This is a genomic window from Aeromonas sp. S19(2024) (assembly GCF_041402625.1).
GTDB classification, from domain to species: Bacteria; Pseudomonadota; Gammaproteobacteria; order Enterobacterales; family Aeromonadaceae; genus Aeromonas; species Aeromonas caviae.
Genome location: NZ_JBGLQU010000004.1, coordinates 233,786 through 259,549, shown reverse-complemented (window position 1 = coordinate 259,549; position 25,764 = coordinate 233,786). Strand labels below are relative to the sequence as shown.

Annotated in this window: 28 protein-coding genes; 15 read left to right on the top strand and 13 right to left on the bottom strand. The window is 62.9% G+C overall.

Going from position 1 to position 25,764, the window contains the following annotated elements:
* Positions 1-81: 81 nt before the first annotated feature.
* Both ACB037_RS10745 and mutS read left to right on the top strand, forming a co-directional pair.
* On the top strand, positions 82-489 hold the full coding sequence (locus tag ACB037_RS10745; RefSeq protein WP_010672817.1) for a Spy/CpxP family protein refolding chaperone: 408 nt from the start codon (positions 82-84) through the stop codon (positions 487-489).
* Between the two features lie 263 nt (positions 490-752).
* Entirely contained in the window at positions 753-3,323 is a 2,571-nt protein-coding gene (mutS, locus tag ACB037_RS10740) for a DNA mismatch repair protein MutS (RefSeq protein WP_214003108.1), read from the top strand.
* A 70-nt stretch (positions 3,324-3,393) separates the two neighbouring features.
* Here the strand turns inward: mutS and ACB037_RS10735 are convergent, their stop codons facing one another.
* Together ACB037_RS10735 and ACB037_RS10730 are read right to left on the bottom strand one after the other, a co-directional pair.
* On the bottom strand, positions 3,394-4,992 hold the full coding sequence (locus tag ACB037_RS10735; RefSeq protein WP_223924628.1) for a BCCT family transporter: 1,599 nt from the start codon (positions 4,990-4,992) through the stop codon (positions 3,394-3,396).
* Between the two features lie 9 nt (positions 4,993-5,001).
* A complete protein-coding gene (locus ACB037_RS10730) occupies positions 5,002-5,529 on the bottom strand; it encodes a hypothetical protein (protein ID WP_010672814.1) in 528 nt (175 codons plus the stop codon).
* Between the two features lie 163 nt (positions 5,530-5,692).
* Here ACB037_RS10730 and ACB037_RS10725 point away from each other — a divergent pair, with 163 nt between their 5' ends.
* A complete protein-coding gene (locus tag ACB037_RS10725) occupies positions 5,693-6,172 on the top strand; it encodes a MarR family winged helix-turn-helix transcriptional regulator (RefSeq protein ID WP_010672813.1) in 480 nt (159 codons plus the stop codon).
* Between the two features lie 61 nt (positions 6,173-6,233).
* Here ACB037_RS10725 and ACB037_RS10720 read toward each other — a convergent pair whose 3' ends face one another.
* Positions 6,234-6,815: a YjaG family protein gene (locus ACB037_RS10720; RefSeq protein ID WP_042864483.1), complete on the bottom strand. Its 582-nt coding sequence runs from the start codon at positions 6,813-6,815 to the stop codon at positions 6,234-6,236.
* A gap of 161 nt (positions 6,816-6,976) precedes the next feature.
* On the opposite strand from ACB037_RS10720, the gene ACB037_RS10715 reads away from it, so the two are divergent.
* Positions 6,977-7,921, top strand: a complete 945-nt coding sequence (locus tag ACB037_RS10715; RefSeq protein ID WP_371175324.1) for a D-2-hydroxyacid dehydrogenase — start codon at positions 6,977-6,979, stop codon at positions 7,919-7,921.
* 63 nt (positions 7,922-7,984) lie between these two features.
* On the opposite strand, the gene mepM is transcribed toward ACB037_RS10715, so the two are convergent.
* Positions 7,985-9,322 (bottom strand): murein DD-endopeptidase MepM, encoded by a 1,338-nt coding sequence (gene mepM, locus ACB037_RS10710; protein ID WP_041212320.1) that lies wholly within the window; start codon positions 9,320-9,322, stop codon positions 7,985-7,987.
* A 270-nt stretch (positions 9,323-9,592) separates the two neighbouring features.
* Between mepM and ACB037_RS10705 the strand changes: the two genes are divergently transcribed.
* Both ACB037_RS10705 and ACB037_RS10700 read left to right on the top strand, forming a co-directional pair.
* Complete coding sequence (locus ACB037_RS10705) at positions 9,593-10,894, top strand: LapD/MoxY N-terminal periplasmic domain-containing protein (protein WP_371175323.1); 1,302 nt, start codon at positions 9,593-9,595, stop codon at positions 10,892-10,894.
* Positions 10,891-11,832 (top strand): TAXI family TRAP transporter solute-binding subunit, encoded by a 942-nt coding sequence (locus ACB037_RS10700; protein ID WP_042014953.1) that lies wholly within the window; start codon positions 10,891-10,893, stop codon positions 11,830-11,832. Before ACB037_RS10705 ends, ACB037_RS10700 begins: the two co-directional genes overlap by 4 nt.
* Here ACB037_RS10700 and ACB037_RS10695 read toward each other — a convergent pair.
* Together ACB037_RS10695 and znuA are read right to left on the bottom strand one after the other, a co-directional pair.
* The gene (locus ACB037_RS10695; RefSeq protein ID WP_041212317.1) at positions 11,827-12,501 is read right to left on the bottom strand and encodes a transglutaminase-like cysteine peptidase; all 675 of its coding nucleotides are present in this window, start codon (positions 12,499-12,501) and stop codon (positions 11,827-11,829) included. The two genes, ACB037_RS10700 and ACB037_RS10695, sit on opposite strands and share 6 nt — an antisense overlap.
* A gap of 76 nt (positions 12,502-12,577) precedes the next feature.
* Positions 12,578-13,516: a zinc ABC transporter substrate-binding protein ZnuA gene (gene znuA / locus ACB037_RS10690; protein WP_128296331.1), complete on the bottom strand. Its 939-nt coding sequence runs from the start codon at positions 13,514-13,516 to the stop codon at positions 12,578-12,580.
* A 94-nt stretch (positions 13,517-13,610) separates the two neighbouring features.
* Between znuA and znuC the strand changes: the two genes are divergently transcribed.
* Both znuC and znuB read left to right on the top strand, forming a co-directional pair.
* The gene (gene znuC, locus ACB037_RS10685; RefSeq protein ID WP_202044571.1) at positions 13,611-14,375 is read left to right on the top strand and encodes a zinc ABC transporter ATP-binding protein ZnuC; all 765 of its coding nucleotides are present in this window, start codon (positions 13,611-13,613) and stop codon (positions 14,373-14,375) included.
* A 9-nt stretch (positions 14,376-14,384) separates the two neighbouring features.
* Positions 14,385-15,164 (top strand): zinc ABC transporter permease subunit ZnuB, encoded by a 780-nt coding sequence (znuB, locus tag ACB037_RS10680; protein ID WP_010672803.1) that lies wholly within the window; start codon positions 14,385-14,387, stop codon positions 15,162-15,164.
* 104 nt (positions 15,165-15,268) lie between these two features.
* On the opposite strand, the gene ACB037_RS10675 is transcribed toward znuB, so the two are convergent.
* A complete protein-coding gene (locus ACB037_RS10675) occupies positions 15,269-16,186 on the bottom strand; it encodes a LysR substrate-binding domain-containing protein (RefSeq protein WP_010672802.1) in 918 nt (305 codons plus the stop codon).
* Positions 16,187-16,277: 91 nt separating this feature from the next.
* Here ACB037_RS10675 and ACB037_RS10670 point away from each other — a divergent pair, with 91 nt between their 5' ends.
* The gene (locus ACB037_RS10670) at positions 16,278-17,135 is read left to right on the top strand and encodes a DMT family transporter (RefSeq protein WP_010672801.1); all 858 of its coding nucleotides are present in this window, start codon (positions 16,278-16,280) and stop codon (positions 17,133-17,135) included.
* Here ACB037_RS10670 and ACB037_RS10665 read toward each other — a convergent pair.
* Positions 17,132-17,722: a uracil-DNA glycosylase family protein gene (locus tag ACB037_RS10665; protein WP_041214394.1), complete on the bottom strand. Its 591-nt coding sequence runs from the start codon at positions 17,720-17,722 to the stop codon at positions 17,132-17,134. The two genes, ACB037_RS10670 and ACB037_RS10665, sit on opposite strands and share 4 nt — an antisense overlap.
* Positions 17,723-17,824: 102 nt before the next feature.
* Here ACB037_RS10665 and rarD point away from each other — a divergent pair, with 102 nt between their 5' ends.
* Together rarD and ACB037_RS10655 are read left to right on the top strand one after the other, a co-directional pair.
* Positions 17,825-18,718: an EamA family transporter RarD gene (gene rarD, locus ACB037_RS10660; RefSeq protein ID WP_113069038.1), complete on the top strand. Its 894-nt coding sequence runs from the start codon at positions 17,825-17,827 to the stop codon at positions 18,716-18,718.
* Positions 18,715-19,050 (top strand): GIY-YIG nuclease family protein, encoded by a 336-nt coding sequence (locus tag ACB037_RS10655; protein WP_050498264.1) that lies wholly within the window; start codon positions 18,715-18,717, stop codon positions 19,048-19,050. The genes rarD and ACB037_RS10655 overlap by 4 nt, the downstream gene beginning before the upstream one ends.
* Positions 19,051-19,100: 50 nt before the next feature.
* On the opposite strand, the gene pspG is transcribed toward ACB037_RS10655, so the two are convergent.
* The 4 genes from pspG to ACB037_RS10635 all read right to left on the bottom strand — a co-directional run bounded on the left by pspG (position 19,101) and on the right by ACB037_RS10635 (position 21,174).
* Positions 19,101-19,319, bottom strand: coding sequence for an envelope stress response protein PspG (gene pspG, locus ACB037_RS10650; RefSeq protein ID WP_371175322.1), 219 nt, complete (start codon positions 19,317-19,319; stop codon positions 19,101-19,103).
* Between the two features lie 47 nt (positions 19,320-19,366).
* Entirely contained in the window at positions 19,367-19,573 is a 207-nt protein-coding gene (locus ACB037_RS10645) for a PspC domain-containing protein (protein ID WP_010672796.1), read from the bottom strand.
* Between the two features lie 2 nt (positions 19,574-19,575).
* A complete protein-coding gene (gene pspA / locus ACB037_RS10640) occupies positions 19,576-20,238 on the bottom strand; it encodes a phage shock protein PspA (protein ID WP_202043195.1) in 663 nt (220 codons plus the stop codon).
* 207 nt (positions 20,239-20,445) lie between these two features.
* A complete protein-coding gene (locus ACB037_RS10635; RefSeq protein ID WP_039039739.1) occupies positions 20,446-21,174 on the bottom strand; it encodes a 1-acylglycerol-3-phosphate O-acyltransferase in 729 nt (242 codons plus the stop codon).
* A 163-nt stretch (positions 21,175-21,337) separates the two neighbouring features.
* Here ACB037_RS10635 and ACB037_RS10630 point away from each other — a divergent pair, with 163 nt between their 5' ends.
* The 4 genes from ACB037_RS10630 to ACB037_RS10615 are packed head-to-tail and all read left to right on the top strand — an operon-like array spanning position 21,338 to position 25,095.
* Positions 21,338-21,718: a hypothetical protein gene (locus ACB037_RS10630; RefSeq protein ID WP_045523195.1), complete on the top strand. Its 381-nt coding sequence runs from the start codon at positions 21,338-21,340 to the stop codon at positions 21,716-21,718.
* A 55-nt stretch (positions 21,719-21,773) separates the two neighbouring features.
* Entirely contained in the window at positions 21,774-23,816 is a 2,043-nt protein-coding gene (locus tag ACB037_RS10625) for a protein-disulfide reductase DsbD family protein (protein ID WP_371175321.1), read from the top strand.
* Between the two features lie 10 nt (positions 23,817-23,826).
* Positions 23,827-24,567: a DsbA family protein gene (locus tag ACB037_RS10620; protein WP_042877715.1), complete on the top strand. Its 741-nt coding sequence runs from the start codon at positions 23,827-23,829 to the stop codon at positions 24,565-24,567.
* A gap of 3 nt (positions 24,568-24,570) precedes the next feature.
* Complete coding sequence (locus ACB037_RS10615; protein ID WP_324040580.1) at positions 24,571-25,095, top strand: protein disulfide oxidoreductase; 525 nt, start codon at positions 24,571-24,573, stop codon at positions 25,093-25,095.
* A 76-nt stretch (positions 25,096-25,171) separates the two neighbouring features.
* On the opposite strand, the gene ACB037_RS10610 is transcribed toward ACB037_RS10615, so the two are convergent.
* Entirely contained in the window at positions 25,172-25,582 is a 411-nt protein-coding gene (locus tag ACB037_RS10610; protein ID WP_010672789.1) for an EF-hand domain-containing protein, read from the bottom strand.
* Between the last annotated feature and the right edge of the window lie 182 nt (positions 25,583-25,764).

Genomic DNA, 25,764 nt, shown 5'->3' with positions numbered 1-25,764 from the left:
CCAGTACATGGCTGCTCATTATCATGTTCCAACACCGCCATGCATGCGGTTTCCATCCCATCAGACCAAGGAGAAAGCCGGATGAAGCATCCGTTCAACGTCGCCATGACAGCCCTCGCAATGTGTATCGCCACCCATGCCTTTGCCACCGAGGGCACCGCCGAGCTGCAGAGCGAGACCACCCTGGCCCAGGAGCTGAACCTCTCCAGCGCCCAGGTGGAGCAGATCAAGGGGCTGCGCGAGCAGGCCACCAGGGAGCTGGGCTCAATCAAGCTCGACGCAATCGGCCAGGATGTCATCGTCAACATGATCAAGTCCGGCAAGTGGGATGAAGTGGCGGCGAGAAAGCAGTTGCAGACCATCAGCGACGTACAGGCCGAGGCCCGCTACCATCGCGCCCACTACCTCTTCGAGGTGAGCCGGGTGCTGACACCCGAGCAGAAAGCCAAGCTGCACGAGATGCTGAGCGGCGACGAAGCCATGTACTGAGGGCGACACTCTCCCCGCTCTCCCATCCCCGCATCCGTGCGGGGATGCTATTTCTCCTCCCCCGTGCCTCTTCTTGGCCAGGCTCCATCCCAGGCCACTCTGGCCAGCATCAGCCGGATGCACAGATCCGCGACGGGATGCCGGCTTTGCCCCCAAGACGGAGATTCCTCCTCACCATCTTGCCTCGAGCATGTAGAATGGCCCCCAGATTCAGACCCATGACGGCAGACGTTTGCCCGCAAGAGCACCTTCTGGAATAGCACATGACAGCACAATACCAAGCGCCAGGCGCCAACTTGAGCGCCCACACCCCCATGATGCAGCAGTATCTGACTCTCAAGGCCGAAAACCCGGAGATCCTGCTGTTCTATCGCATGGGTGACTTCTACGAGCTCTTCTACGACGACGCCCGCAAGGCCTCCCAGCTGCTCGACATCTCCCTGACCAAGCGCGGCCAGTCGGCCGGCAGCCCCATCCCGATGGCCGGGGTGCCCTATCACGCCATCGAGGGGTATCTCGCCAAGCTGGTACAGCTCGGCGAATCGGCCGCCATCTGCGAGCAGGTGGGGGACCCCGCCACCAGCAAGGGGCCGGTGGAGCGCAAGGTCATTCGCATCATCACCCCGGGTACCGTCTCCGACGAGGCGCTGCTCAGCGAGCGGCAGGACAACCTGATCGCCGCCGTCTACCACGATGGCCGCCGCTTCGGTTACGGCACCATGGACATCGGCTCCGGACGCTTCTTCATCAACCAGTTCGAGAAAGAAGAGACCCTGCTGGCGGAGCTGCAACGCACCAATCCGGCGGAGCTGCTCTACCCCGAATCGTTCGCCTTCCTGCACCATGTCGAGGGTCGCCGCGGTCTGCGCCGCCGCCCGGAGTGGGAGTTCGAGCTCGGCACCGCCCGCAAGCTCTTGTGCCAGCAGTTCGGCACCCAGGATCTGGTGGGCTTTGGCGTCGAGCAGAGCGAGACCGCTCTGTGCGCCGCCGGCTGCCTGATGCAGTACGTGAAAGACACCCAGCGCACCGCCCTGCCCCACATTCGCAGCGTGCGCCTGGAGCAGCCCGATCATGCGGTCATCATGGATGCTGCCACCCGCCGCAATCTGGAGCTGACCCAGAATCTGGCCGGCGGTCACGACAACACCCTCTCCGCCGTGCTCGATTGCACCGCCACGCCGATGGGCAGCCGCCTGCTCAAGCGCTGGATCCACCAGCCGATCCGCGATCGGGTGATCCTCAAAGGTCGCCAGAGCACCATCAAGGAGCTCATCGAGCAGAACCTCTATGACGAGCTGGGCGGTTTGCTGCGCCAGGTCGGCGACGTGGAGCGGGTGCTGGCGCGCCTCGCCCTGCGCTCGGCCCGCCCGCGCGATCTGACCCGGCTGCGGCAGGCTTTCGCTCAGCTGCCCGAGTTGCAGCGGCTGCTGGCGGAGAGCGAGCACGAGGCGGTGCAGCAGCTGCGCGAGCGGGCGAGCACCTTCCCCGAACTGTTCGACCTGCTGGAGCGTGCCGTGATGGAGGTGCCGCCGGTGCTCATCCGCGATGGCGGCGTCATCCGTGAAGGGTTCAATCAGGAGCTGGACGAGCTGCGGGATCTGGCCAATGGCGCCACCGCCAGCCTGGCCCGCATCGAGGAGCGGGAGAAGGCGCTCACCGGCATCAACACCCTCAAGGTGGGCTACAACAAGGTGCACGGCTTCTACATCGAGGTGAGCCGCGCCAACAGCCACCTGGTGCCGGCCCACTACATCCGCCGCCAGACGCTGAAAAACAACGAGCGCTACATCATCGATGAGCTGAAGAAGTACGAGGACAAGGTGCTCACCGCCCAGGCCCAGGCGCTGGCGCTGGAAAAACGTCTCTACGAAGAGCTGCTCGACGCCCTGCTGCCGCACCTTGGCGATCTGCAGGAGTCTGCTGCCGCACTGGCGGAGCTGGACGTGCTGGCCAACCTGGCGGAGCGGGCAGAGACCCACGACTATCGCTGCCCCACCCTCATCGACGAAGATCAGATCCTCATCGAGGCGGGCCGCCATCCCGTGGTGGAGCAGGTGATGACCGACCCCTTTATCGCCAACCCGATACGGCTGGAGCGGGAGCGGCGGATGCTGATCATCACCGGCCCCAACATGGGCGGTAAATCCACTTACATGCGCCAGACCGCGCTCATCGTGCTGCTGGCCCATATCGGCGCATTCGTGCCCGCCGACAGCGCCCGCATCGGCCCCATCGACCGCATCTTCACCCGCATCGGGGCGTCGGATGATCTCGCCTCCGGGCGCTCCACCTTTATGGTGGAGATGACCGAAACCGCCAATATCCTCAACAACGCCACCGCCCGCAGTCTGGTGCTGATGGATGAGATTGGCCGCGGCACCAGCACCTACGACGGCCTCTCGCTGGCCTGGGCCTGCGCCGAGCAGCTGGCAAGCAAGATTGGCGCCTACACCCTGTTCGCCACCCACTACTTCGAGCTGACCCGCCTGCCCGAGCTGATGAGCGGGCTAGCCAACGTCCACCTGGATGCGGTGGAGCACGGCGACACCATCGCCTTCATGCACGCAGTACAGGAAGGCGCGGCCAGCCGCTCCTACGGCCTGCAGGTTGCCGCACTGGCCGGGGTGCCGAAATCGGTGATCCACCAGGCCCGCCACAAACTGCATGAGCTGGAGAGTGCCACTCCGGTGGCCGCCGGCGAAAGCCGTCCGGCTCCGGTCACTCTCGCCCCGCAACCCCATCCTGTGGTGGAGGAGCTGGCAGCAGTACGCCCGGACGAGCTGACCCCGCGACAGGCCCTTGACCTGCTCTATCGACTCAAGCAGATGCTGTAGCTACCGACCGCCGAACAGGCATGAAAAAGGGGAACCGCGAGGTTCCCCTTTCGTTTGACCGAACCTGTCATCAGCCCGGACCGATGCGATCCATCAGGCTCAGATTGACCGACCCCGGATGGCGCTTGAGCTTCTGCCTGTATTCGAACTGGTGCTGGCTCTCCTGTTTGAGCCCCTGCATCAGGGAGTAGCACATGGCCAGCATGATGACCGAGAAGGGCAGCGCGGCGATGATGCTGGCGGCCTGCAGGGCGGCAAGCCCGCCGGAGACCAGCAGAATGGCCGCGACCAGCCCCTGCCCCAGTCCCCAGATGGCGCGGTGCAGCACGGGGGGATCCTGGTCGCCGATGGAGAGCAGCGTCGTAATCACGAGCGTGCCCGAGTCGCTGGAGGTGATGAAGTAGGTGCAGATAAGCAGGGTCAGCACCCCCTTGGCAATCCAGCCGAAGGTCTCCCAGTGCAGCAGTTCCACCGTCTTGTAGAGCGCCATGGTGACATCCTGATTGACCGCTTCCACCACGCCGCCGCCACCGAACAGCTCCAGGTTCATGGCAGTCCCGCCGAACACGGTGAGCCAGAGCATGCCGAGCAGGGAGGGCACCAGCAGGACACCGAGCACGAATTCACGAATCGTGCGTCCCTTGGAGATGCGGGCGATGAACATGCCGACAAAGGGTGCCCACGCAATCCACCAGCCCCAGTAGAACGCGGTCCAGCTAGACTGCCAGGCCGAGGTACCGTTGGCTTCGGTATTGGTCCAGAAGCTCAGCTTGACGATGTTCTGCAGGTAATCACCGATGTTCTGCACATAGGCGTTGAGGATGTAGGTGGTCGGCCCCAGCACCAGGAAGAGGCCCAGCACGAACACGCTCAACCAGATATTGAGTTCGGAGAGGATCTTCACCCCGCGCCCGACACCGGAGATGGCCGACAGGGTGGCAATCAGGCTGATGCCACCGATGAGCCAGAGCTGGTTCGCTTGTGACACGCCCATGCCAAACATCTGGTTGAGGCCGGTGTTCATCTGGGAGACGCCCAGCCCAAGGGAGGTCGCCACCCCGAACACGGTACCGAACACCGCCAGCACGTCGGCGGCATGGCCCCAGAAGCCGTAGATGCGATCGCCAAGAATGGGATAGAGCACGGAACGGATGGCCAGCGGCAACTTGCGCCGGTAGCTGAAGAAGGCCAGCGACAGGCCGACGATCACATAGATGGCCCAGGGGTGCAGACCCCAGTGGAAGAAGGTGAGGCGCATGGCGATCTGGGCCGCTTCCGGCGTCATGCCTTCGGTGATGAAGGGGTTGCTCTGCAGGTGATACATGGGCTCGGCGATGCTCCAGAACACCAGGCCTATGCCCATGCCTGCGCTGAACAGCATGGAGAACCAGGCAAAGTAGCCAAACTCCGGTACCTGGTCGTCGTCGCCCAGCCGGATGCTGCCAAAGCGGCTGAACATCAGGTAGACGGCGAAGAACAGGAACAGGGCGACCACCAGGATGTAATACCACTTGAAGCCAGCAATGATGGTGTCCTTGGCCCCGGTAAACCAGGTGCCTGCGGTATCCGGATCAAAGACGCCGAACAGCAGGAAGAGGGTCACGACGGTGAGGGCCGTCATGGCCATGGTGGGATTGAGGCCTTTCAAAAGCCCTTTGGTTGCTCGCATCGGGCCTCCTTAGTCGTTGTTGAAAAAGTCTTCACCCACGTGATCGCCGGCACCGCCGATGGCGCGATAGGCCAGACGACCTGCCACCTGCTCACGGTGATCCACCAGGGTCACCGACGGCTGGCCGTTCACTGCGTGGCGTTTGCCGAGGAAGATAGCCATGGGCACCCCCAGATTGGAGACACCGCTGGTGATCCAGAGGCGGTTGAAGTCATAGGAGCCACCGATGAACTCCAGCTGTGCCAGCCCATTGTCCAGACCCGCCAGATAAAAGTTCATGGCACTCTCGTCGGGGAAGAGGTGAACCAGCACATAGGCATAGCGCAGCTCATTGACCAACTCCTTTAGACTGAAAGAACCTGTGTTGCTGCAAGAGAGCGGCAACTCGCCATCGTAGTGGTGTACCTTGAGGTTGTTGGGGTCCTCGTCATAAGCAGGTTGATAACGCACAAATGCCGCGGTATCCGGCAGTTCATAGCGAACTCTGACCACGCGCAGATCGGCAACCAGGGACTTGATATCCAGGTCGTCATGCATGATTTCACTCCTCAAATATCGGGTTGGAATGGGGCAATTGTCCGATAACCTAACACAATATTCATTAGAGCAGAAATCATTACATCAAAAACCATATTGACCTTGTTATGGATTAGGCGGAGAATTTCGCGCCTCTCCACAGCCCTGCGATGACCCAGACCCCATGGAAAAACATGATGAAGTGCTGATCGCCCTGCGCCAGATCATCCGTGCCATCGACATGCACTCCAAGCGCTTGATCAAGGAAGCCGGCCTGACCTCGCCCCAGCTCCTGCTGCTCAAGGGTATCGACGAGCTTGGCCAGATCTCCATGCGCCAGTTGGCGGATCACACCAACATGAGCCAGGCCACCGCGACCACCATCATGGACCGACTGGAGAGCCGCCAACTGGTACAGCGCATTCGCAGCGAAACCGACAAACGCAAGGTGCATGCGACGCTCACTGACGCGGGACGCGCCCTGCTTGCCCAGGCTCCGACCCCCTTGCAGGAGAGTTTCATTCAACGCTTTCAGGCGCTGGAAAACTGGGAACAGGGGTTGTTGCTCTCTTCCCTGCAACGCATCTCCGCCATGATGAATGCCGACGGCATCGATGCCGCCCCCGTGCTGAGTGTCAGCCCCCTGACCGAAGAGCGGGCCTGAACCGCAGCCATAAAAAAAGCTCCCGACCGGGAGCTTTTTTTATGGGTAGAACGCGATGGCGTTACGCCTCCAGGCTGATGCCGATGTTGGAGACGCCGTCCTGGGCCGCGAAGGCGCGGATGGCAAGGATGCGGTCGCTGTCCCGTTCATGGGCCACCCGTTTGAGCAGTTCGACCTGGAACTCCAACTCCGCTTCCATGTACTCGTGCTCATAGAGCTCCTCATCGCTGAGATCCCGCTCTTCCAGCATCTCTATGAAGCCGGCGACCGTGCCGACAGACGCATGGCTGGCGTCGTTGGCCTCTTCCCCCACCCGGCAGATCACCGAGTTGTAGGCACAACCCAGCGCCACGCAGGCGTCCAGTGCCGGATAGGCGCCGTAGGATTCAAACTTGCGGGGATCGGGAATGTAGACTTCAAACGCTTCCAGAATGGCACCAAGATTGACGCGGGATCCCTTGACCGTCAGGTAGTTCCACATCTGATCCAGCGCGTGACGGAATGCCCTCGCATCCCCGAAACCGGAGGCCTGGGTAAAGAGCACATAGTTGGGGTACATGCGCTCTGCCAGCGCCAGGGTATAGACGGTTTGCTGCCAGGGCTGCAGCTCGGCCAGTCGCTTATAAAACTTGTCACCAAACACTGGAGTCGGATCCTTTGCAAAATGTGGGGCAGATTGTAGCCCACGAGGGCCCCGTCTAAAAATGAAAAAGCGCCCTGCTCGACTATCTTGCCCGATCAACTGGGGTAAGATGGAGACAGCATCCCTCTCGCCTTGCCATAAACACGATAAGGAACAAGAGTATGAGCCAACGTACCCTGCTGCTGTTGAGTCAGGACAACAGCCACTATGAACGCCTGCTCAAGGCGGCCCATCTTCCCCATCTGCACATTCTTCGGGCCGACAATCAGGCCGAGGCCGAACAGCTTATCGGTGACGCTCATATCCTGATGGCCGAGCCTGCCCGGGCCAAGCCGCTGCTGGCCAAGGCCGGCAAGCTCAGCTGGCTCCAGTCCACTTATGCCGGGGTCGACGTGCTGCTGGACGCCAGTTGCCGCCGCGACTACCTGCTCACCAATGTCCGCGGCATCTTCGGCCCTTTGATGAGCGAGTATGTGTTCGGCCATCTGCTCAGCCTGACCCGCCAGTTGCCACTCTATCGCGAGCAGCAGCAACAGGGCGTCTGGCAGAGCCATCCCTATCAGGGCTTGAAGGGAAAGACGCTGCTGCTGCTCGGCACCGGCAGCATAGGGCAGCATATCGCCCACACCGGCAAACATTTTGGCATGAGGGTGCTCGGCATCAGCCACAGTGGCCGTGAGCGTGCCGGGTTCGATCAGGTGTACCAGTTGCCGGCACTCAACAAAATGCTGGCCCAGGCCGATGTCATCGTCAGCGTGCTGCCCGCCACCCGCGAGACACGCCATCTCTTCACCGCCGAACGCTTCGGCCACTGCAAACCGGGCGCCATCTTCTTCAACGTCGGCAGAGGCAATGCCGTCCATGAGGGGGATCTGCTGGCGGCACTGCAAGCCGGCAAGCCCGCCATGGCGGTGCTCGATGTGTTCGAGCAGGAACCCCTGCCCGCTGACAGCCCGCTCTGGCACCAGCCCAGTCTCATCGTGACGCCCCACAACAGCGCCTACAGCTTCCCGGAAGATGTGGCCCAGATCTTCATCCGCAACTACATCCGCTTCATCGATGGTCAGCAGCTGGACGGCAGGATCGACTTTGACAAGGGTTATTGAAGCCGTTCTGCAATGAAAAGGCCCCGCCAGTTGGCGGGGCCTTTTTCGTCAGGAGGGAGCCGTTCAGCCCGCCTCCATCTCTTTGCGGTAGCTCTTCACCTTGGCGAGGAACTGACGCTTGTCCTTGCCGGAGAGCGGCTCCGCCATCGGCAGCTTGATCTTCATGGGATCCACCGGGCGGTTGTTGATGCGCACCTCGTAGTGCAGGTGAGCACCGGTGGAGCGGCCCGTGTTGCCGGAGAGGGCAATCTTGTCACCCATCTTCACCTTCTGACCCGGCTTGACCAGCAGCTTGCTCAGGTGCAGATAACGGGTCATCAGGGTACGGCCGTGCTTGATCACGACATAGGTGCCTGCCAGCGGGTGGCTGGTTGCCTTGAGGACCACACCGTCACCGGTCGCCATGATGGGCGTGCCTACCGGCAAGGCAAAGTCGGTTCCCTCATGGGGCCGGACCTGCCCGGTAATGGGATGACGGCGATTCGGGTTGAAACTGGAGCTGACCCGGTAACGGCTGTGAGTCGGATAACGGCGGAAGCCGCGCTCCAGGCTGTTTGCCTGACCGTCATAATAGTTGCCATCTTCCGACAACCAGGCTGACACGGCCTTGCCCTGGCTGAACACCTCGACCCCCAGCAACTGGGTATTGCCCGTACTCTTGCCGTCGACCGTCTCCTGACGGACCAGCACCTTGAACTTGTCACCCTTTTTCAAATCCTTGGCGAAGTTGAGGCGCCACTGGAACAGGTTGGCAATCTTCTGGATGTGGTTGGCCGGGATCCCGGCATTGCGGGCGCTGACGTAGAAGCTGCCGTTGATGACACCGTCATAGCTCTTCTGTTGCCACTCCACCTCTTCATTGAGCATGTTGGCGCTATAGGTGTCGTCGGTACGCTCCAGCACCAGGGTCTGCTTGATGTTCAGGCGGATCTTCAGCTGCTGCAGAATGTTGTCCTGATCGATCAGCAACTCGATGGTCTGACCGGGTTTGAGACGCGCCAGGTTGTTCTTGGCATCCGCATCCAGCACCTTGTAGAGGGTGGTGGTGGACAGCCCCAGGTTGTTGAAGATGGTGGTCAGGTTCTCGCCGTTGCGAACCCGGTAATCCTGCCATTGAGGCGTGGCATCCGCCGGGATGTCGTCTTCGGGAGCGGCTGACTCGACCAGCTCGTGATCCGGAATGTCGTTGAAGTCGGTGTTGTCTTCGTTGGTTGCGGTGCCCGTGGTGGCGATCGGCAACTCCAGACGCAGTGGCCGCTCCAGGATGTCACCGGGAGCTGGCAATACGGCTACCGCTGACAGCGTCATGGCCGTGAGCAATAGCATGGCATAGAAATGCTTGCGGGGAACCGGGGGTTCCCAATTGGCAGCCTGGGCTACCAAGGGACGGAGACGTTTCATCCGCTATCCTGTTATTAGATCTAAGGGTGGTGGTTGTGGGTCTGTTTTTATGAGTTTTTATTATGAAAACCGAATATCTGGCTTTTAGACCTAAATACTTACAAAAAGTTCATAGCTCCATGCACGAAACTCACATTTTATGCATAACCTTCCAGCATGGGCAGAAATGATCGTCATTTTCAGCCATTTTTTTCTATTTTTAAGAACCAAGTCCGGTTGTGGTGCTCTCCGGCCCAGAAAATGTTGCAAAAACATCTCCATGGAGTGGGTATGTCATTGGCAAAATTGTTAAATGTAATCATCCTAATCCTCTTCACTATCGGCGCCGCGCTGCTGCTCGTGCTGGAGATCACGACGGTACGACAGTCTATTCTCGACCAGATGTCGGCCAACCTTGAAACCGCCATCACCGCACTGGGGCTGGTGCTGCAGGGCACTCTGCTCAACGATGACAAGGTCCTTGCCGAGACCATAGTGAACGCCATGTTCGACGGAGGCTTCGTCAACTCCGTCGTTCTGCTGGATCCGGATGGCCAGGTGCTGTTCCAGAAGGTGTTCCACACCGCACAGCAAAATGTTCCAGGCTGGCTCCCCTCAGTTATCGACATGCCACCGGTCAAGATTGAGCAGGAGTTGACCGACGGCTGGCGCATTCTCGGTACCCTCACGCTCGAGGGACACAAGGGTTACGCCTACCAGCATCTGTGGAACGCCATCAGTCGTACCGGACTTGCGCTGCTCGCCGGCCTGCTGGTGTTCAGCCTGGTGATCACCTGGGTGTGCCGCCGCCTGCTGCGCCCCCTCGAACAGATCAGTCTGCAACTGGCCCGGATCCGCAAACGCCAGTTCAGCGGCAACCTGCCAACCCCGTGGCTTCGCGAATTGCAGGAAGTCGTTGTCTCCATCAACCAGCTGGTCTCTGAACGCAAGCGGGACCTGCTGCAACAGCGGCTCAAGATCACCCAGCTTGGCAAGCACGACGCTCTCCCGACCCACCAGAAGCTCGTTGGGCTGGTCGACACCGATGGCAACACCTATCAGCAGCATTTCTTCTCCACTCAGGGGTGTATCAGGCTCTACAGCCGCCTGCTACCCAAGCACCCCCCCACCACGGACAGTTCGCCGGATGAAATTCGGGGGCTGCTCAACGACTGGCTGACTCAGAAGGCGGAAGGGCTCCAGCTGCCTCTCAGCCTGCTCGGCCACCCAGACTGGGCGCAGTTTGCCCCCGTGCTGACCAGCGCTCGTGGTAAGACGCTGGACTGGCGCTGGGATCTGGCGATCTTCCCCCCCCTGGCCGAGGAACGACTGACCGCACTCCAGTCCCAGGGGATTGAGCTGGCATTCAGCAACATCCCGATGAACAACGACAATCTGGCCAGGCTCGACCCCATCAGACCTGTCTTCATCAGTTGCCAGCTCACCCAGTCCCCCCTTTATTGGAACCTGCTCTCCCAATGCCTCCATGCTTCCGGCTACACCTTGCTGGCGGAAGCCGGCGACGTAAGCGATGTGGACATGCTGCGCAGTTGGGGCATCGATGGTTATGCCACTCAGGAGAATGCATCATGAGGATCCCGCTGCTGCTGCTCGCCCTGCTGTGGCAACCGACCCTGCACGCGACCACCATGACCATAGGCACAGGGGGGGAGCAAGGCATCTATTATCAGGTCATCAAGGAGTTCTGCAGACTGGCCAAAAAAAGTGACCCCACGATGCCCTGCAAACTACAGGCCAGCTCCGGGTCCATCGAAAATCTCCGCCAGCTGAAAACGGGAGAGGTACCCTATGCGCTCGTCCAGTCCGACTGGCTCTATCAGGCCAGCCAGGGCACCGGGCCTTTCGCTGCCCAGCCACAACCCGAGCTGAGGGCGCTCTTTGCCACCCACGCCGAACCTTTCACCATAGTGGTGCGAGCCGATGGGGATATCACCACCCTGGAGCAGCTCAAGCTGGCCCCCATCGACATGGGCCTGAAGAGTTCAGGGACTCGTCAAACGGCATTGGCCCTGTTCAATGTTCTGGGCGCAAAGGAGCAGGATCTCGATTTGAAGAGCGTCGCCAATCTCTCCGAAGCGTTGTGCAATAAACAGATCGATGCCTATGGCCTTGTCATGGGTCATCCCAACCGCATCGTGCTGGACACCGCCAAGCGCTGCGCCGTGCGCTTCCTGGCGATCGAGGGGCCCGTAAGGGACCAGCTGCTCAAAGGGGTCAGGTATTACCAGCGCAGCCAGGTGCCGGCACGCATCTACCCGGGCAACCTCAAGGCAACCCCCACCTTCGCCATCGCCGCCACCCTGGTGACCAATGCCGCCACTCCCGATGACGAGGTCTATCGGCTGACCCGGGCCATGCTGAGCCAGCAAACCAGTTTCAACGAACAGACCTATGGCTATGCGAACCTGTTTCACAAGGCGCGCAACAAAATAGGCCCGGTGCTGAGTGTCGAACAGCATCCGGGCGCGGGAAAATATTTCGAGGAGTTGAAGGCGGCGGGCAAGTTATAGCTGGCGACGGGGGGAGCGCAAATGCTCGCTGGAGAAGCGGCTCTGCATCGAGGTCCACTGGGCCAGGCGATCGGCACTCCCCGCCAGGGTTCCCTCGCGGCGGGATTTCATGATCCAGATGCTTTTGGCATCGAAACTGTAAACCGGCTGCAGATCATTGCGCTTGCTCCCCGGCAGGATGCGGCCATTGATGTTGTCCAGTACCAGGGGATCTGACTTGATGGTCGGGAAGTACAACGTCACCATGTGGAACTGGTTGTAACGAATTGCCTTCACATAGGCCAGCCGCAGCTTCTTCTCGTCGACCCCCAGCTCCATCAGGGTATAGTACTTGGCGATGCTGTAGTCCTCGCAATCCCCGCCTCTCGCCCCGATGAACTCCAGCGGATTGGCCCAATAATCATCATCCCCCCACAGTCTGGGATCCTCGCTGTAGGTCAGGTTGTTGAAGTAGTTGTTCACCAGCTCCAGCTTCTGCTGGTCCGTCGTTCCGGCCCTTGGCGTCAGCAGACGAGAGAAGGCCTCGGACCGCTGGATCGCTCTGGCGCCATAGACCGCCTGCATTTTTGCCCTGAGTTCCGGGCTGGCGATGTGTTCGGAAAGACCGGATGCCTGTATGCCGGATCCCAGCAGGGTCAGCGTGCAGGCAGAGACGAGCAACCATTTCATGACTGACACTCCATATCAGATGCTGGAGGTCAGTATAGTTGGCCGCGCCGCCTCTATCGTCAATGTCGGGCAAGGCCTAGCGGCACTGGGCGAAGGCGTCCGCCAACTGCTGCATGAATTGCGGATAACCGTCCGGACCGAGCGGCACCTGCTCGCCGACTTCGTCCAGCAGCAGCACCTTGGCCCCGGTATTGCGGGCAACCGACTCGATCACCGCCGGGGAGAACTGCGGCTCGGCGTAGATGCAGCTCGCCTTTTTCTCTTCCAGCGCCTTGCGGATGTCAATCAGCGTCTTGGCTCCCGGGCGACGCTCCGGGCTCACGGTGAAGTGTCCCTTGGAGCTCATGCCGTAGTGACGCTCCCAGTATCCATAGGCTTCGTGGAACACGAAGTAGCCCTTCTGATCCACCGCCTTCATCTGCACGGCGATCACCTTGTCCAGGGCGTCAACCTTGCCCTCGAAGGCCGCGAGATTGGCGGCATAGCGCGCCTGGTTGGCAGGATCCAGCTTGCCCAGTTCGGTCGCGATCGCCTTGGCAATCACCTTGGCCTGGGTTGGACCCAGCCAGATGTGGGGATCCACCCCTTCGTGGTGGTGCCCTTCATGGCCCTCGTCGTGCGAGCCGTGGTCGTGGGCGGCATGGTCATGATCCTTGTCATCATGGTGATGATCGTCATGTTCCCCCTGGGTCGCATAGTTGTACAGCGGCATGCCGGGAACCTGGGTCAGGGTCAATACATGAGGATGCTGGGCCAGGGGTTTGGCCATGAAGCCTTCCAGCTCGGGACCGACCCACACCACCAGATCGGCCTCCTTGATATTGCGCATGTCGGAAGGGCGCAGGGAAAAATCGTGGGGCGACGCACCGGTGGGCAGCAGCACCCCGGGCTCGCTCACACCATCGGTGATCGCCGCCGCGATGAAGCCCAGGGGTTTGATGGTGGTCAGCACCTCGAGGGCACGGACAGGCAGACTCACCGCCATCAGGGCAGTGATCAGAGCAAGAATTCGCATAGAGGTCTCGTCAGGGTGTGTGTGTGTGATAATATAACAAACCAACGTCGCTGTTATATTATAACTCTCACAGGCTGTAAACCCCGGAGCTGTCATGACCCAACTGGTGGAGCTGAAAGAGGTCTGTCTCTCATTTGACGGACGACTCGTGCTCGACAAGGTCTCCTTTACCCTGAACAAAGGCAAAATCACCACCCTGGTCGGCCCCAACGGGGCGGGCAAGAGCACCCTGAGCAAGCTGGTGCTGGGCTTGCTCAGCCCAGATTCGGGGGACATCGTTCGCCGCCGCGATCTGCGGATCGGCTATGTACCCCAGCGCCTCTATCTGGACCCCACCCTCCCCCTGACGGTGCGCCGCTTCCTGCAACTTGGCAAGAACAGCCGCCTCTCCATCGAGGAGGCGCTCAATCGGGTCGGTGCCCAGGATCTGCTGGACAACCGGATGCAAAAGCTCTCCGGTGGCGAGATGCAGCGGGTACTGCTGGCCCGCGCCCTGCTGGTCAAACCCGAGCTGCTGGTGCTGGACGAACCGGTGCAAGGGGTAGATATCACGGGACAGATCGAGCTCTATGCCCTCATCAGCCAGTTGGCCGCCGAGTTCCACTGCGCCGTGCTGATGGTCTCCCACGATCTGCACCTGGTGATGGCCAGCACTCACGAGGTGATCTGCCTCAATCGCCACGTCTGCTGCCACGGCGAGCCACAGAGCGTGGCCCGTCACCCGGAATTTGCCCGCTTGTTCGGGCGACCGGAGCGGGAGGTGCTGGCGGTCTATACCCACCATCACCACTGCGATGGCGAACACCATCATCATGAACCGCAGGCTCCCGTCATCCGCCTGCCCTCTCGCAACAACTAGGATCTTCACGTGGACAGCTTTCTGTTATACGCCCTCGCGGCCGGACTCGGCATCGCCCTGCTGGCCGGGCCGCTTGGCAGCTTCGTGGTGTGGCGCAAGATGGCCTATTTTGGCGACACCCTCTCCCATGCCTGCCTCTTCGGCATCGCCCTCGGCATCCTGCTGCAGGTGGACCTCACCCTGGCGGTCGTGGTCTGCTGCCTCGCCATGGCAATGCTGCTGGTCATCATGAGCCGCAACCAGCAGGTCGCCACCGACACCCTGCTCGGCATTCTGGCCCACAGCGCCCTGTCGCTGGGTCTGGTCACCCTGAGCTTCATGGACAACGTGCGGGTGGATCTGATGGCCTACCTGTTTGGCGACCTGCTCTCGGTGCAGCCCATGGACCTGCTCTGGATCTACGGCGGCGGCGCCCTGGTGCTGCTCACCCTGTGGCGGCTCTGGGATCCCCTGCTCTCCATGACCATCTCGGAAGAGCTGGCCCGGGTGGAAGGGGTGCGGGTGGATGTGCTGCGCTGCGTGCTGATGCTGCTGATAGGCCTGGTCATCGCCGTGGCCATGAAGTTCGTCGGGGCGCTCATCATCACCTCCTTGCTGATCATTCCCGCCGCCACCGCCCGGCGCTTCAGCCAGACTCCGGAGCAGATGGCCGGCTTTGCCGCCCTGACGGGCTGTCTCGCCGTGCTGGGGGGCCTTGCCCTCTCCTGGTATCAGGACACCCCGGCCGGTCCCTCGGTCGTAGTCTGCGCCACCACCCTCTTTGTACTGAGCCAGTTCAAGCGCACCTGACCCGCTCCTGATGGCCCTGGTCTCGCCAGTGCCATCAGGCCCTCCGAAGCAGACCCATCCGTCGTGGGCTGTGCCGTCCATTCTGCATAGGGCGCCCAGCCCGTTCAGACGCGCCTGAGAGGCTCGTTTTCCCCGGGCCTCAGGCTCGCCTGCGACTCCTGCCACAGCCACTGACGCAACCGGCTGATGGCAGGTTCATGGGCGCGCGAGCGCTTGAAGACGAAATAGAAGTTGTCGCCGGTCTCGAGGGCGTGCAGGGGCAGCCGCACCAGACGCGGATCCTCCGGCTGCAACATGTAGTCATTGATGAGCGCCATTCCCTGGTCCCAGTTCGCCGCCTCCAGCGCGAGCAGGATATGGCTGAAATGGTGCACCCTCGCCTCGGGGGGAATGGTCAGCCCCCCCATTTCGGCCCAGCGCCGCCAATCTTCCCCCTTCTCGCGGTAGATAGCCTGGATGGAGAGCAGCGGCAACTGCCACAGGGTGGCGGGCCACTCCCCTTCCACCTGCTGCCACATCCGGCGACTGCACACCGGCATCAGCCGCTCCCGATAGAGCAGATCGTGCATGTAGCCCGGCCCTTCGGGGGAGACGGTGATGAAACCGTCCGCCACCCTGTCGGAGAGCTCGGGATCTTCCGCCACCATCTCCAGGCTGAGATCCAGCTCGGGATAGAGCTGGCGCAGCCCGGCCAGGCGCGGGATCAGCCACTTCACCGCAAAGGAGCTGTAGACCGCGAGCCGCACCCGCATCTCGCCTCCCCCGCGCAACTGCTCGCTGCTGTGGGCAATCTGGACCAGCCCGGCGGCGATCCCCTCGAAATAGATCTCCCCCTGGGGCGTCAGTGAGAGCAGCCGCCCCTGGCGCAGCAGCAGCCGCTCCCCCAGAAAATCCTCCAGCAGACGGATCTGGTGACTGACCGCACTCTGGCTGACATTGAGCTCCAGGGCGGCGCGGGAAAAACTCAGCAGGCGGGCAACCACCTCGAAATATTGAACGGCGCGCAGGGGGGGCAGCTTCATTATCCAAATTTCTCATGCGTGATGATTTTTTATCATTTTACTGGATAACAGGCCGCGGGCTACCCTCCCCTCATCTGAATCTGGAGGTGGTATGAATGCAGTCGGGATAGGCATCCTCTATCTGGTGCTCGGCAACATGGTGGCGGTCTTCTCCGATGCCCTGGTCAAGGTGCTGGAGCCGGACCAGCCCATCTTCCAATTTGTCTTTTTCCGCCAGCTCTCCGCGGCCCTGCTGCTCGCCCCCTGGCTGCTCTGGTCCTGGCGGCGCAACCCGCCGGTAGCCCTCAAGTGGCACCTGCTGCGGGCCCACATCTGGGCCGTCGGCGTCTGCCTGATGGTGGTCGCCCTCACCCGGCTGCCGCTCGCCACCGCCAACGCCCTCTTCTATGCCGCCCCGCTGCTGATGGTGCCGCTCGCGGTCTGGCTGGCGGGGGAGGCACTCTCGCGCCAGAAGGTGCTGACGGCGCTGCTCGGCTTCGTCGGGGTGCTCATCGTGCTGCGCCCGACCGAGGTAAACTGGGCCGCCCTGGCGGCGCTCGGGGTGGCGCTCTCCCTGGCGGTCAACAACCTGCTGATCAAGCGCATCCCGCTCCAGCAGCCCATCGCCCAGACCCTGTTTTTCACCAATGTGCTAAGCATGCCCTTCATCCTGGCGCTGGCCTGGTGGGAAGGGGGCGAGTGGCAATGGCAGATGTGGTGGCCCGCCTTCGGCTCCTCGGCGCTCATCATGGTCTACGCGGGGCTGTGCGTGATGGCCTATCGCAAGGCGGAGGCGAGCAAGATCGCCTCGGCGGAGTACACCGGGCTGCTGATGGCGGTCGCCATCGGGGTGTGGCTGTTTGACGAACAGCCGGGGCTGCCGCTGCTGCTGGGGTGCCTGTGCATCATACTGCCGCTGGTCGCCATGGCCCGCAGCAAGCCCAAGCCCCAGGCCGAGCCGGCGCTCTAGCCTGCCGGGTCAAGCAGGGGGGCGACCCTCTGCTGCAGATGGGGGATCACCCCCTGCTCGAACCAGGGGTTCTTCCTGAGCCAGAGGGTGTTGCGCGGGGACGGGTGCGGCAGCGGCAACCAGGCCGGGCCATAGTCCGCCCAGTGTCGCACCGTCTCGGTGAGCGATCCTTTCGCCGCCGCCCTCAGGTAGTAAGCCTGCGCATACTGGCCGATGAGCAGGGTCAGCTCGATGTTGGGCAGCAGCATTAGAACCTTGTCGTGCCAGGTGGGGGCACATTCCGGGCGCGGCGGCAGATCCCCCGACTTGCCCCTGCCGGGGTAACAGAGCCCCATGGGCATGATGGCGATGCGGGATTCATCGTAAAAGGTGGCCTTGTCCACCCCGAGCCACAAGCGCAGCCGATCGCCGGAGGGATCGTCCCAGGGGATGCCGCTGGCGTGTACCCGGGTGCCGGGGGCCTGGCCGATGATGAGCAGACGGGCGCGCTCGTTGCCGCGGATCACCGGCCTTGGGCCGAGCGGCAGGTGGGCCTCGCACAGGCGGCAGGCCCGGATCTGTTCAAACAGGGGATCGAGTCGGTTCATGGGCCCGATAGTACCAGAGTTTTCTCCCCGCTCCCGCTTGTGAAAGGGGCGGCGGATACTTATCATGCAGCCGCCATTGTTTAGTTTAATAAACGGAGAGAGATGAAGAACTGGATGGGCACCGGCAGCGCGGCCCTCTCATTCGTGCTGTGGGGCATGCTGCCCCTCTATTACCAGTTCATGCCCGAGATCAACATGTGGGAACTGCTCTCCCACCGGGTGCTCTGGTCCGTGGTGCTGCTGGGAGGCCTGCTTCTGCTCCTCGGCCAGCGGGTGCCCTGGGGGGCCCTGCGCGGCGATCCCCGGCAGCTCGGCCTCGTGCTGCTGGCAGGCCCCGTGATGTCCATCAGCTGGTGCATGTTCACCTGGTGCCTGACCACGGGCCAGGTGCTGGCCACCAGCCTCGCCTTCTTCATGACCCCGCTGTTCAACATCGCCTTTGCGGTGCTCTTCCTCAAAGAGAAGCTCACCCCGCAAAAACACCTGGCGGTGGCGCTCGCCCTGGCGGGGCTCGCCTACATGCTCTTCTCCTACGGCCAGCTGCCCTGGTTCTCCCTCGTGATGGGTGCCAACTTCGCCCTCTACGGCCTCATCAAGAAGAAGGTGAGACTGGACGCCGGTACCAGCCTCTATCTGGAGTCCCTGGTGCAGTTGCCCGTCGCCCTTCTCATCATCGGCTGGCTGACCTTGCAGGGCACCAGCCAGTTTATGGCCGGTGACTGGACCGATCGCCTGCTGCTGATGGGCAGTGCCCCCGCCACCCTGCTGCCGGTGGGGCTGTTCTGCTATGCGGTGGCGCGCACGCCCATGAGCACGGTGGGGCTGTTGCAATACATAGAGCCGAGCCTCGCCTTCCTGCTCGCCCTCTTCTGGTTTGGCGAGATCCCGGATCCGGTGAAATCCGTGGGCTTTGCCTTCGTCTGGGCCGGCCTGCTGGTGAGCCTGCTGCCCCTGCACCGGCTTGGGCGCCAGCGGGCCAGGTGGCGCACCTCGTGACCCTCGCCACCCCCACTCCCTCCCGCTGGTTTGTCTATCTGGTGCGCACTGGCGCCGGGGCACTCTATGCGGGGATCAGCACGGATCCCGAGCGGCGACTGCGTCAGCACCAGAGCGGCAAGGGGGCCAGAGCCCTGCGCGGCAAGGGCCCCCTCTCCCTGGTATGGCAGCAGGAGGTCCCTGGCAAACGCGAGGCGCTGCGCCTCGAGTACCGCCTCAAGCAGCAGAGCAAGGCGTTCAAGGAGCGCCTGGTACACGAGCCGGCGTTGTGGCACGGCTGGAGCCTTTCCTGGCTTGCCACCCCGCACACCGACCCTGTGTCGCCCCCATAAAAAGAGCCACTGCAAGCAGTGGCCAAGGAAGGATACGAAATCAGGGAGGCTTAACGGTAGGTGTTCGACTGCTTGCGCCTGTTGCTGAGGAGCCAGCACACCACCAGCACCACCAGCAACCAGGGCGCCAGCTTGATGATGAGGGCAAACATGCCGGCCAGGGCGCCAAACAGCACGAAGACCACGCTCACCAGCAGCATGGCCAGCACGGTGAATCCGGTCAGCGCCATGCCGATCAGCACCAGGATCAAGACGATAAATTCCAGCATGTTGTGCTCCTCACGGGCTTGCACTTGCCGACGGGACGATCCGGAGATCACCCCAGCCAGCGTTGAAGTTCACGGCGGGGAGGCATGACGAGCACCCCCACCAGATAGAGCGCCAGGGCCAGCGGCGGCATCAGGATCAGGGCGAGCAGGGCCACCACCCGCACCGTCACTCTGGACACCCCCAGCCCTCTGGCAAGACCGGCGCAGACCCCGGTCAGCTTGCGATGGGCGAGATCCTTGGGCCAGGGTGTCATGGTTATGCCTCCACCTTCTGACCCTTGAGCCGGGCCAGTTCCCGCTCAATCTCGTCGTTCAGCTCCAGCTCGCGGAACTGGGCCTCGAGGGACGGATTCTGCCCCAGGGTCGCCGCCTCCAGCTGGGCCTCCAGCTGATCGACCCGGTTCTGGAAGCCGTCGAAGCGGGCCACCAGCTCGTGCATGCGCTGGTTGTCCACCTGGGCACGGGCGCGGATGCGGCTGTGGGCGGTCTGCTCGCGCAGGGTCAGCATCTTCTGCTTCTCCCGCGCCTCGGTCAGCTTGGCCGCCAGTCGCTCGCTGTCGGCGGTGAGCTGGGCCAGCACCTCGGCCACCCGCGCCTTGTCCTCTTCCAGCCGCTCGCACTGCTTCATCTCCGCCAGCTTCTCGGTGAGGGCGGCACGGGCCAGATCTTCGCGGCCCTTCTGGATGGCGAGTTCGGCCTTGGCTGCCCACTCCTGGATCTGGGTGCGCAGCGCCTGCTGATGGCGCTCCAGCTGTTTCTGTTCGGCGATGACGCGGGCGGCCTGGGTTCTCATCTCGACCTGGACCTGCTCCATCTCCTCGATCATCAGCCGCAGCATCTTCTCCGGCTCTTCGCTCTTGTCGAGCAGGCTGTGCAGGTTGGCATTGATCACGTCGGTCAGGCGGCTGAATACGCTCATGGTCTGGCTCCTTGTTGATGGGGTGTCACTCTCTTTCCATGACATTACAAGAGCCGTGCCAGAATGTTTTTTTCCTTTATTTACAATTAGATGAAAGTTAACGATGGATGTTCACCGGATACAGCGTGGTGAAAAAAACCAACAAGATGGTGATTTTCACCAATAAAAAAGGGAGCCAGCGGCTCCCTCTCTTCTCTGCAACCGGGCTCAGGCCGCCGGCCGATGGCCAAGCTTGCCATCCAGCTCCGCCAGCTTGGCTTCCATCTTCTCCCGGCAGGTGTCGGAGAGCTCGCGAATGCCAGCGGCGCCGTGCTCCTTGCTGCACACCGGGGCCATCACTTCCAGCAGCACCTCGCCGTTGTCCCAGCGGTTGAGATCGACCTGACCGAAGTAGCTGGAGCAGACGATGGGCACCACGGGCACCTCGGCCTGGACGGCAGTGTGGAAGGCCCCCGCCTTGAACGGCAGCAGACCGCGCCCCTGGGAGCGGGTCCCCTCCGGGAACATCCAGATGGAGGTGCCGCGATGCTTGATGCGATCCACCACCTGGCCGATGGTGCCGATGGCGCGGGAGCGGTTGGAGCGGTCGATCAGCACGTTGCCGGAGAGCCAGAAGATAAGGCCGAAGAAGGGGAGCCACAGCAGGCTCTTCTTGCCCACCGCCACCACGCCGGGCTGCACGGCGCCGGTCACGGTGAAGATGTCGTAGTTGCTCTGGTGATTGCAGACGTAGACCGCAGGTCCCACCGATTTGACCTCGTCGGCCACCGTCACCCGGACCTTGAGGCCGATCAGCGGGCAGACCGCATGATACATGCGGGCGAAGACATAGACGTTATTCGGGTGGCGCGGGCGCACCAGACAAAGCAACAGGCCGAACAGGAACCAGAAGACGAGCAGCAGTGCCAGCAGCAGCACACGGGCAAGTTTGAGCATCGAACACCTCGGAATTTGACTCGGCGCAGTATACTGGTCCCCCTTTTAGCGAACAAGCGTTCGCCAGACAGAACCGACCAGCCCCGGACGCCACCGGCCACCCCGGCTTGCCCCACCCGCCATTGCCCGCTAGGATGTGGCCATCTTGATGAACGGGGCGAGCATGATTTTGCAACAACGCGCGGCGACACGACTCCTGCTGCTGGTCTGCCTGCTGGTGCTCAATTGCGCGGCCCAGCCGCTGGCCCGCCTCGCCCTGCTCGATCACGCCGTGAGTTGCCAGACCCAGCCCCAGTTCGCCTCGGCCGACGACCAGGCCGACAAGAGCACGCCCGCCAGTGTGCAGCCCAATAGCTGCCAGCTCAACGGCAAGTGGCTGAGCGCCGCCAGTCTGCTGTGCGTGGAGCAACTCTTCTTCGCCATCGCCTTCGTGATTGCCCTGCTGGTGCCCCTGTCACGGCGCGCACCGGCACTGCCTCCCCCCATCAATGTCTCGCCGCCGGAGCGGCGACTGCACCTCACCCTCTGCGTCTGGCGGGAATGAGTTCAGCCGCGCTTTTTCAGCCTGCTGTCACTCATTTTTTTGCGAGACCCAACACATGTCGAATCTCTTCAAGGCGGCCCTGCTACTGGGCAGCCTGCTGTGGCAATCCAGCGGATTGGCCAGCGATACGGGGTGGCTCACCCGCCCCCAGAACAGTCACGCCAAGGTCAGGCTGCAAGCCGACCGCAGCGTCCCGGATCAGACCCGCATCCTGCTCGATGTCCAGCTGGAGTCAGGCTGGAAGACCTATTGGCACAGCCCGGGTGAAGGGGGCATAGCGCCCCAGATCCTGTGGGATGAGCCGGTCGGCGACTTCCAGTGGCACTGGCCCACGCCGCGCCCCTTCGAGGTAGCCGGGCTCAGCACCCAGGGCTATCAGGAGCAGGTACGCTTCCCCCTGAGCCTGGGCTACCCGGCCGGGCAGCCGCTCAAGGGCACCTTGCGCCTCTCCACCTGCAGCAATGTCTGCATCCTGACCGACTACCCCTTCACCCTGGCGGCAGATGGGCAAGCGCCGGCTGGCTTCGACTTCGCCTGGGCCCGGGCCATGAGCTCCCTGCCACAGACGCTGCCTGCCGACACCCGGGTCGAGCTCGGCTACCAGCACAACCAGCTGCAACTGCGGGCCGAGCGGGTCGAGGGGTGGCAGGAGCCTGCGCTCTTCATCGATGCGCTGGAGGGGGCCGAGTTCGGCAAGCCCGCGCTCGAGGTAAGCAGCACCACCCTGATCGCCCGGGTGCCGGTCAGCGACGGCTGGCAGGGGGATGCCCCTGACTTGCGCGGTCAATCCCTCGGCCTGCTGCTCGGTAGCGGCGAGCAGGCCTGGCAGACCCGCGCCACCATCGCCGATCCCCTCGCCCTGCCGGCCCCCGAGCAGCCACTTCTCTGGCTGCTGGGGGCGGCGCTGCTCGGCGGTCTCATCCTCAACCTGATGCCCTGCGTGCTGCCGGTGCTGGCCCTGAAACTCGGCACCGTGTTGCAGCAGCAAGAGAGCGAACAAGGAGGCGTGCGCAAACAGTTCCTCGCCGCCAGCGCCGGGATAATCACCTCCTTCTGGGTGCTGGCAGCCATGAGCAGCCTGCTGCGCGCCACACAAGGGGCGGTCGGCTGGGGGATCCAGTTCCAGAGCGCCGGTTTCATCGGCTTCATGGTGGCGGTGACCCTGCTGTTTTGCGCCAACCTGCTGGGCTTGTTCGAGATAAGGTTGCCCAGCAACCTCAACACCCGCCTCGCCACCCGCGGCGGCGAGGGGCTCGGCGGTCACTTCCTGCAGGGGAGTTTCGCCACCCTGCTCGCGACCCCCTGCTCCGCCCCCTTCCTCGGCACCGCGGTGGCCTTTGCCCTGGCGGCGCCCCTCGGCCAGCTCTGGCTCATCTTCACGGCCCTCGGCCTTGGCATGAGCCTGCCCTGGCTGCTGGTGGCGGCCCTGCCGCGCCTCGCCCTCTGGCTGCCCAAACCGGGGAGCTGGATGGGGCGACTGCGTATCCTGCTCGGGCTGATGATGCTGGGCTCCAGCCTCTGGCTGGCGAGCCTGCTTGGCAACCATCTGGGCAGCACGGCCACTGGCTGGCTGATGGCCGCCATGGTGCTGGCGCTGCTGATGGGCATCCTCTGGCGCTATGGCCTGCGCGGTTTCACCCTGGCTCTCTCTCTCTCGGCACTCATCGGCGGCGCCCTGCTGCTGGGGGGCGCCCTCACGGTGAAAGGGAGTGGCAGCGTCGATCGCATCGCCTGGCAGCCGCTCTCCGAGCAGGCCATCGCCGACGCCCTGGCCCAGAACAAGCGGGTCTTCGTGGATGTGACCGCCGACTGGTGCGTCACCTGCAAGGCCAACAAGTACAACGTGCTGCTGCGTGACGAGGTGCAGCGCGCCCTGTCGGCCCCGGACGTGGTGGCCCTTCGCGGCGACTGGAGCCGGCCGAGCGATGCCATCTCCGCCTTCCTGCGCCAGCGCGGCGCCGCCGCCGTTCCCTTCAACCAGATCTACGGGCCCGGCCTGCCGGAAGGGGAGATCCTCTCTCCCCTGCTGGACAAGGCCGACTTGCTCGACAGCTTGCACAAGGCCGGCCTCGTTCAGGCCGATGCCACCCATTTCTAAGGAGAATGCCATGAGACTGCGAACCCTGACCCTCTGCACCGCCCTGGTAGCCGCCACCCTGGGCACCCCCACGCTGCACGCCGCCCCCTTCACCCCGGAGCAGGAGGCCCGCATCAAGGAGCTCATTCGCGAGACCCTGATCGCCAACCCCGGGATCCTCGACGAGGCAGCCGAATCCTGGGAGAAACAGAATGCCGCGACCCAGCAGGCCCAGATGGGTGACTTCATCAAGGGCAACCAGGACGTGCTGTTCAACAGCCCCACCAGCCCGCGCCTCGGCGCCAAGCATCCCAAGCTGACCCTGGTGCTGTTCACCGACTACAACTGCCCCTACTGCAAGCAGTTCGACCCGGCGGTCGCCAAGCTGCTCGCGGCCTATCCGGACGATCTGGGGCTGGTGATCAAGTTGCTGCCGTTCAAGGGACAGACCTCCGCCAAGGCAGCCCAGTACAGCCTGACCCTGTGGCAACAGGATCCTGCCCGCTTCCTCTCCCTGCACGACAAGCTCATGAGCAAGCAGGGGATGCTGACCGAGACGGACATCAACAAGGCGCTGGCCGCCACCGACAACCTGACCCTCAAGCCCGCAGGCAAGGCCACCGAAGAGCTGCGCAACAGCCTGCGCATCGGCACCCTGCTCGGCGTGCAAGGCACCCCGGCGACCCTTATCGGCAACCAGCTGGTGCCGGGTGCCATTCCCTATGACGAGCTGGAGCAGCTGGTCAAAGCCGAGCTGGCCAAGCGGAGCTAAGCCATGGCCGAGGATGCAGGCATAAAGGCCCCCCGCTGGCGCCGCTGGGGCAAGGAGGCGCTCTGGCTGCTGCTGATGGCGCTTGTCATCACCACCCTGGTGGATCTGTGGCGCAGCCCCACGCTGCCGGCGGGGGCCATGGAGGCCCCCTTCACCCTGCAGGACGGCACCACCACCACGCTGACCGAGCAGAGCCGCGGCAAGCCCCTGCTGGTCTACTACTGGGCCAGCTGGTGCGGGGTGTGCCGCTTCACCACTCCCACGGTGGAGCAGCTCTGGCAGGAGGGTGAAAATGTGCTGACGGTGGCACTGCGCTCCGGCAGCGATGAACCGTTGCGCGCCGGGATGGCGAAGAAGGGGCTGACCTTCCCCACCCACAACGACGAGTCCGGGGATCTGGCCGCCCGCTGGCAGGTGGGGGTGACGCCGACCTTCCTCGTCATCAAGGATGGGGCTCTGGTGAGCAGCACCACCGGCTGGAGCAGCGCCTGGGGGCTCAGGTTGCGGCTGCTCTGGGCAAGCTGGTAGCTCCCTTCATGCCAGAGATGCAAAGAGCCCGGTATCGCTACCGGGCTCTTTTTCATCAGAGGGCTGACAACCCGCCCTATTGGGCGGCCTCCATCGCCCGCTTCTCCAGATTGGCCTTGATGTCGAGACGCTCAGACTCCCCGATCACCCCGTCACCGTTCTTGTCCAGGCGAGAGAAGAGCGCCTCCTGCCGCGCCATGAACTGGGCCCTGGTGGTCTCCCGCGACGGCTTGAGCTGGCTCATCCGCTCCGGGACCGGCTTGCCAGCCTGTTGCATCACGCCAGCCAGCTTTGCCAGGTTGGCCTCTTTCTCGGCAACCGACAGCACGCCGTCACCGTTTTTGTCCTGCAAGGCGAAGCGCTGGGCGGCGCGCTCCATGAACTGGGCCCTGGTGACATCCCCCATCAGCGGCGAGGCGGGCAATATGTCGCTGGCAGAGGCGGCACTGCCTGCCAGCGCGAGCACGAAAAACGCGGACTTGACCATGGCGATGACTCCTTGTGACGGCAGAATCCGGATGGTTCGGACAAGAGGGGGTCGGGCAACGCCAGGGCCTGCCGCCCCCCTCTGCCAGTGTAGCCCCGCCGCCATCTCGCACCGCCCGCTCTTTTCGTACAGAAAGACCGCACTTTCATGGCAGAGGTGCCGGCTTTCCGTTAAAATCTCCG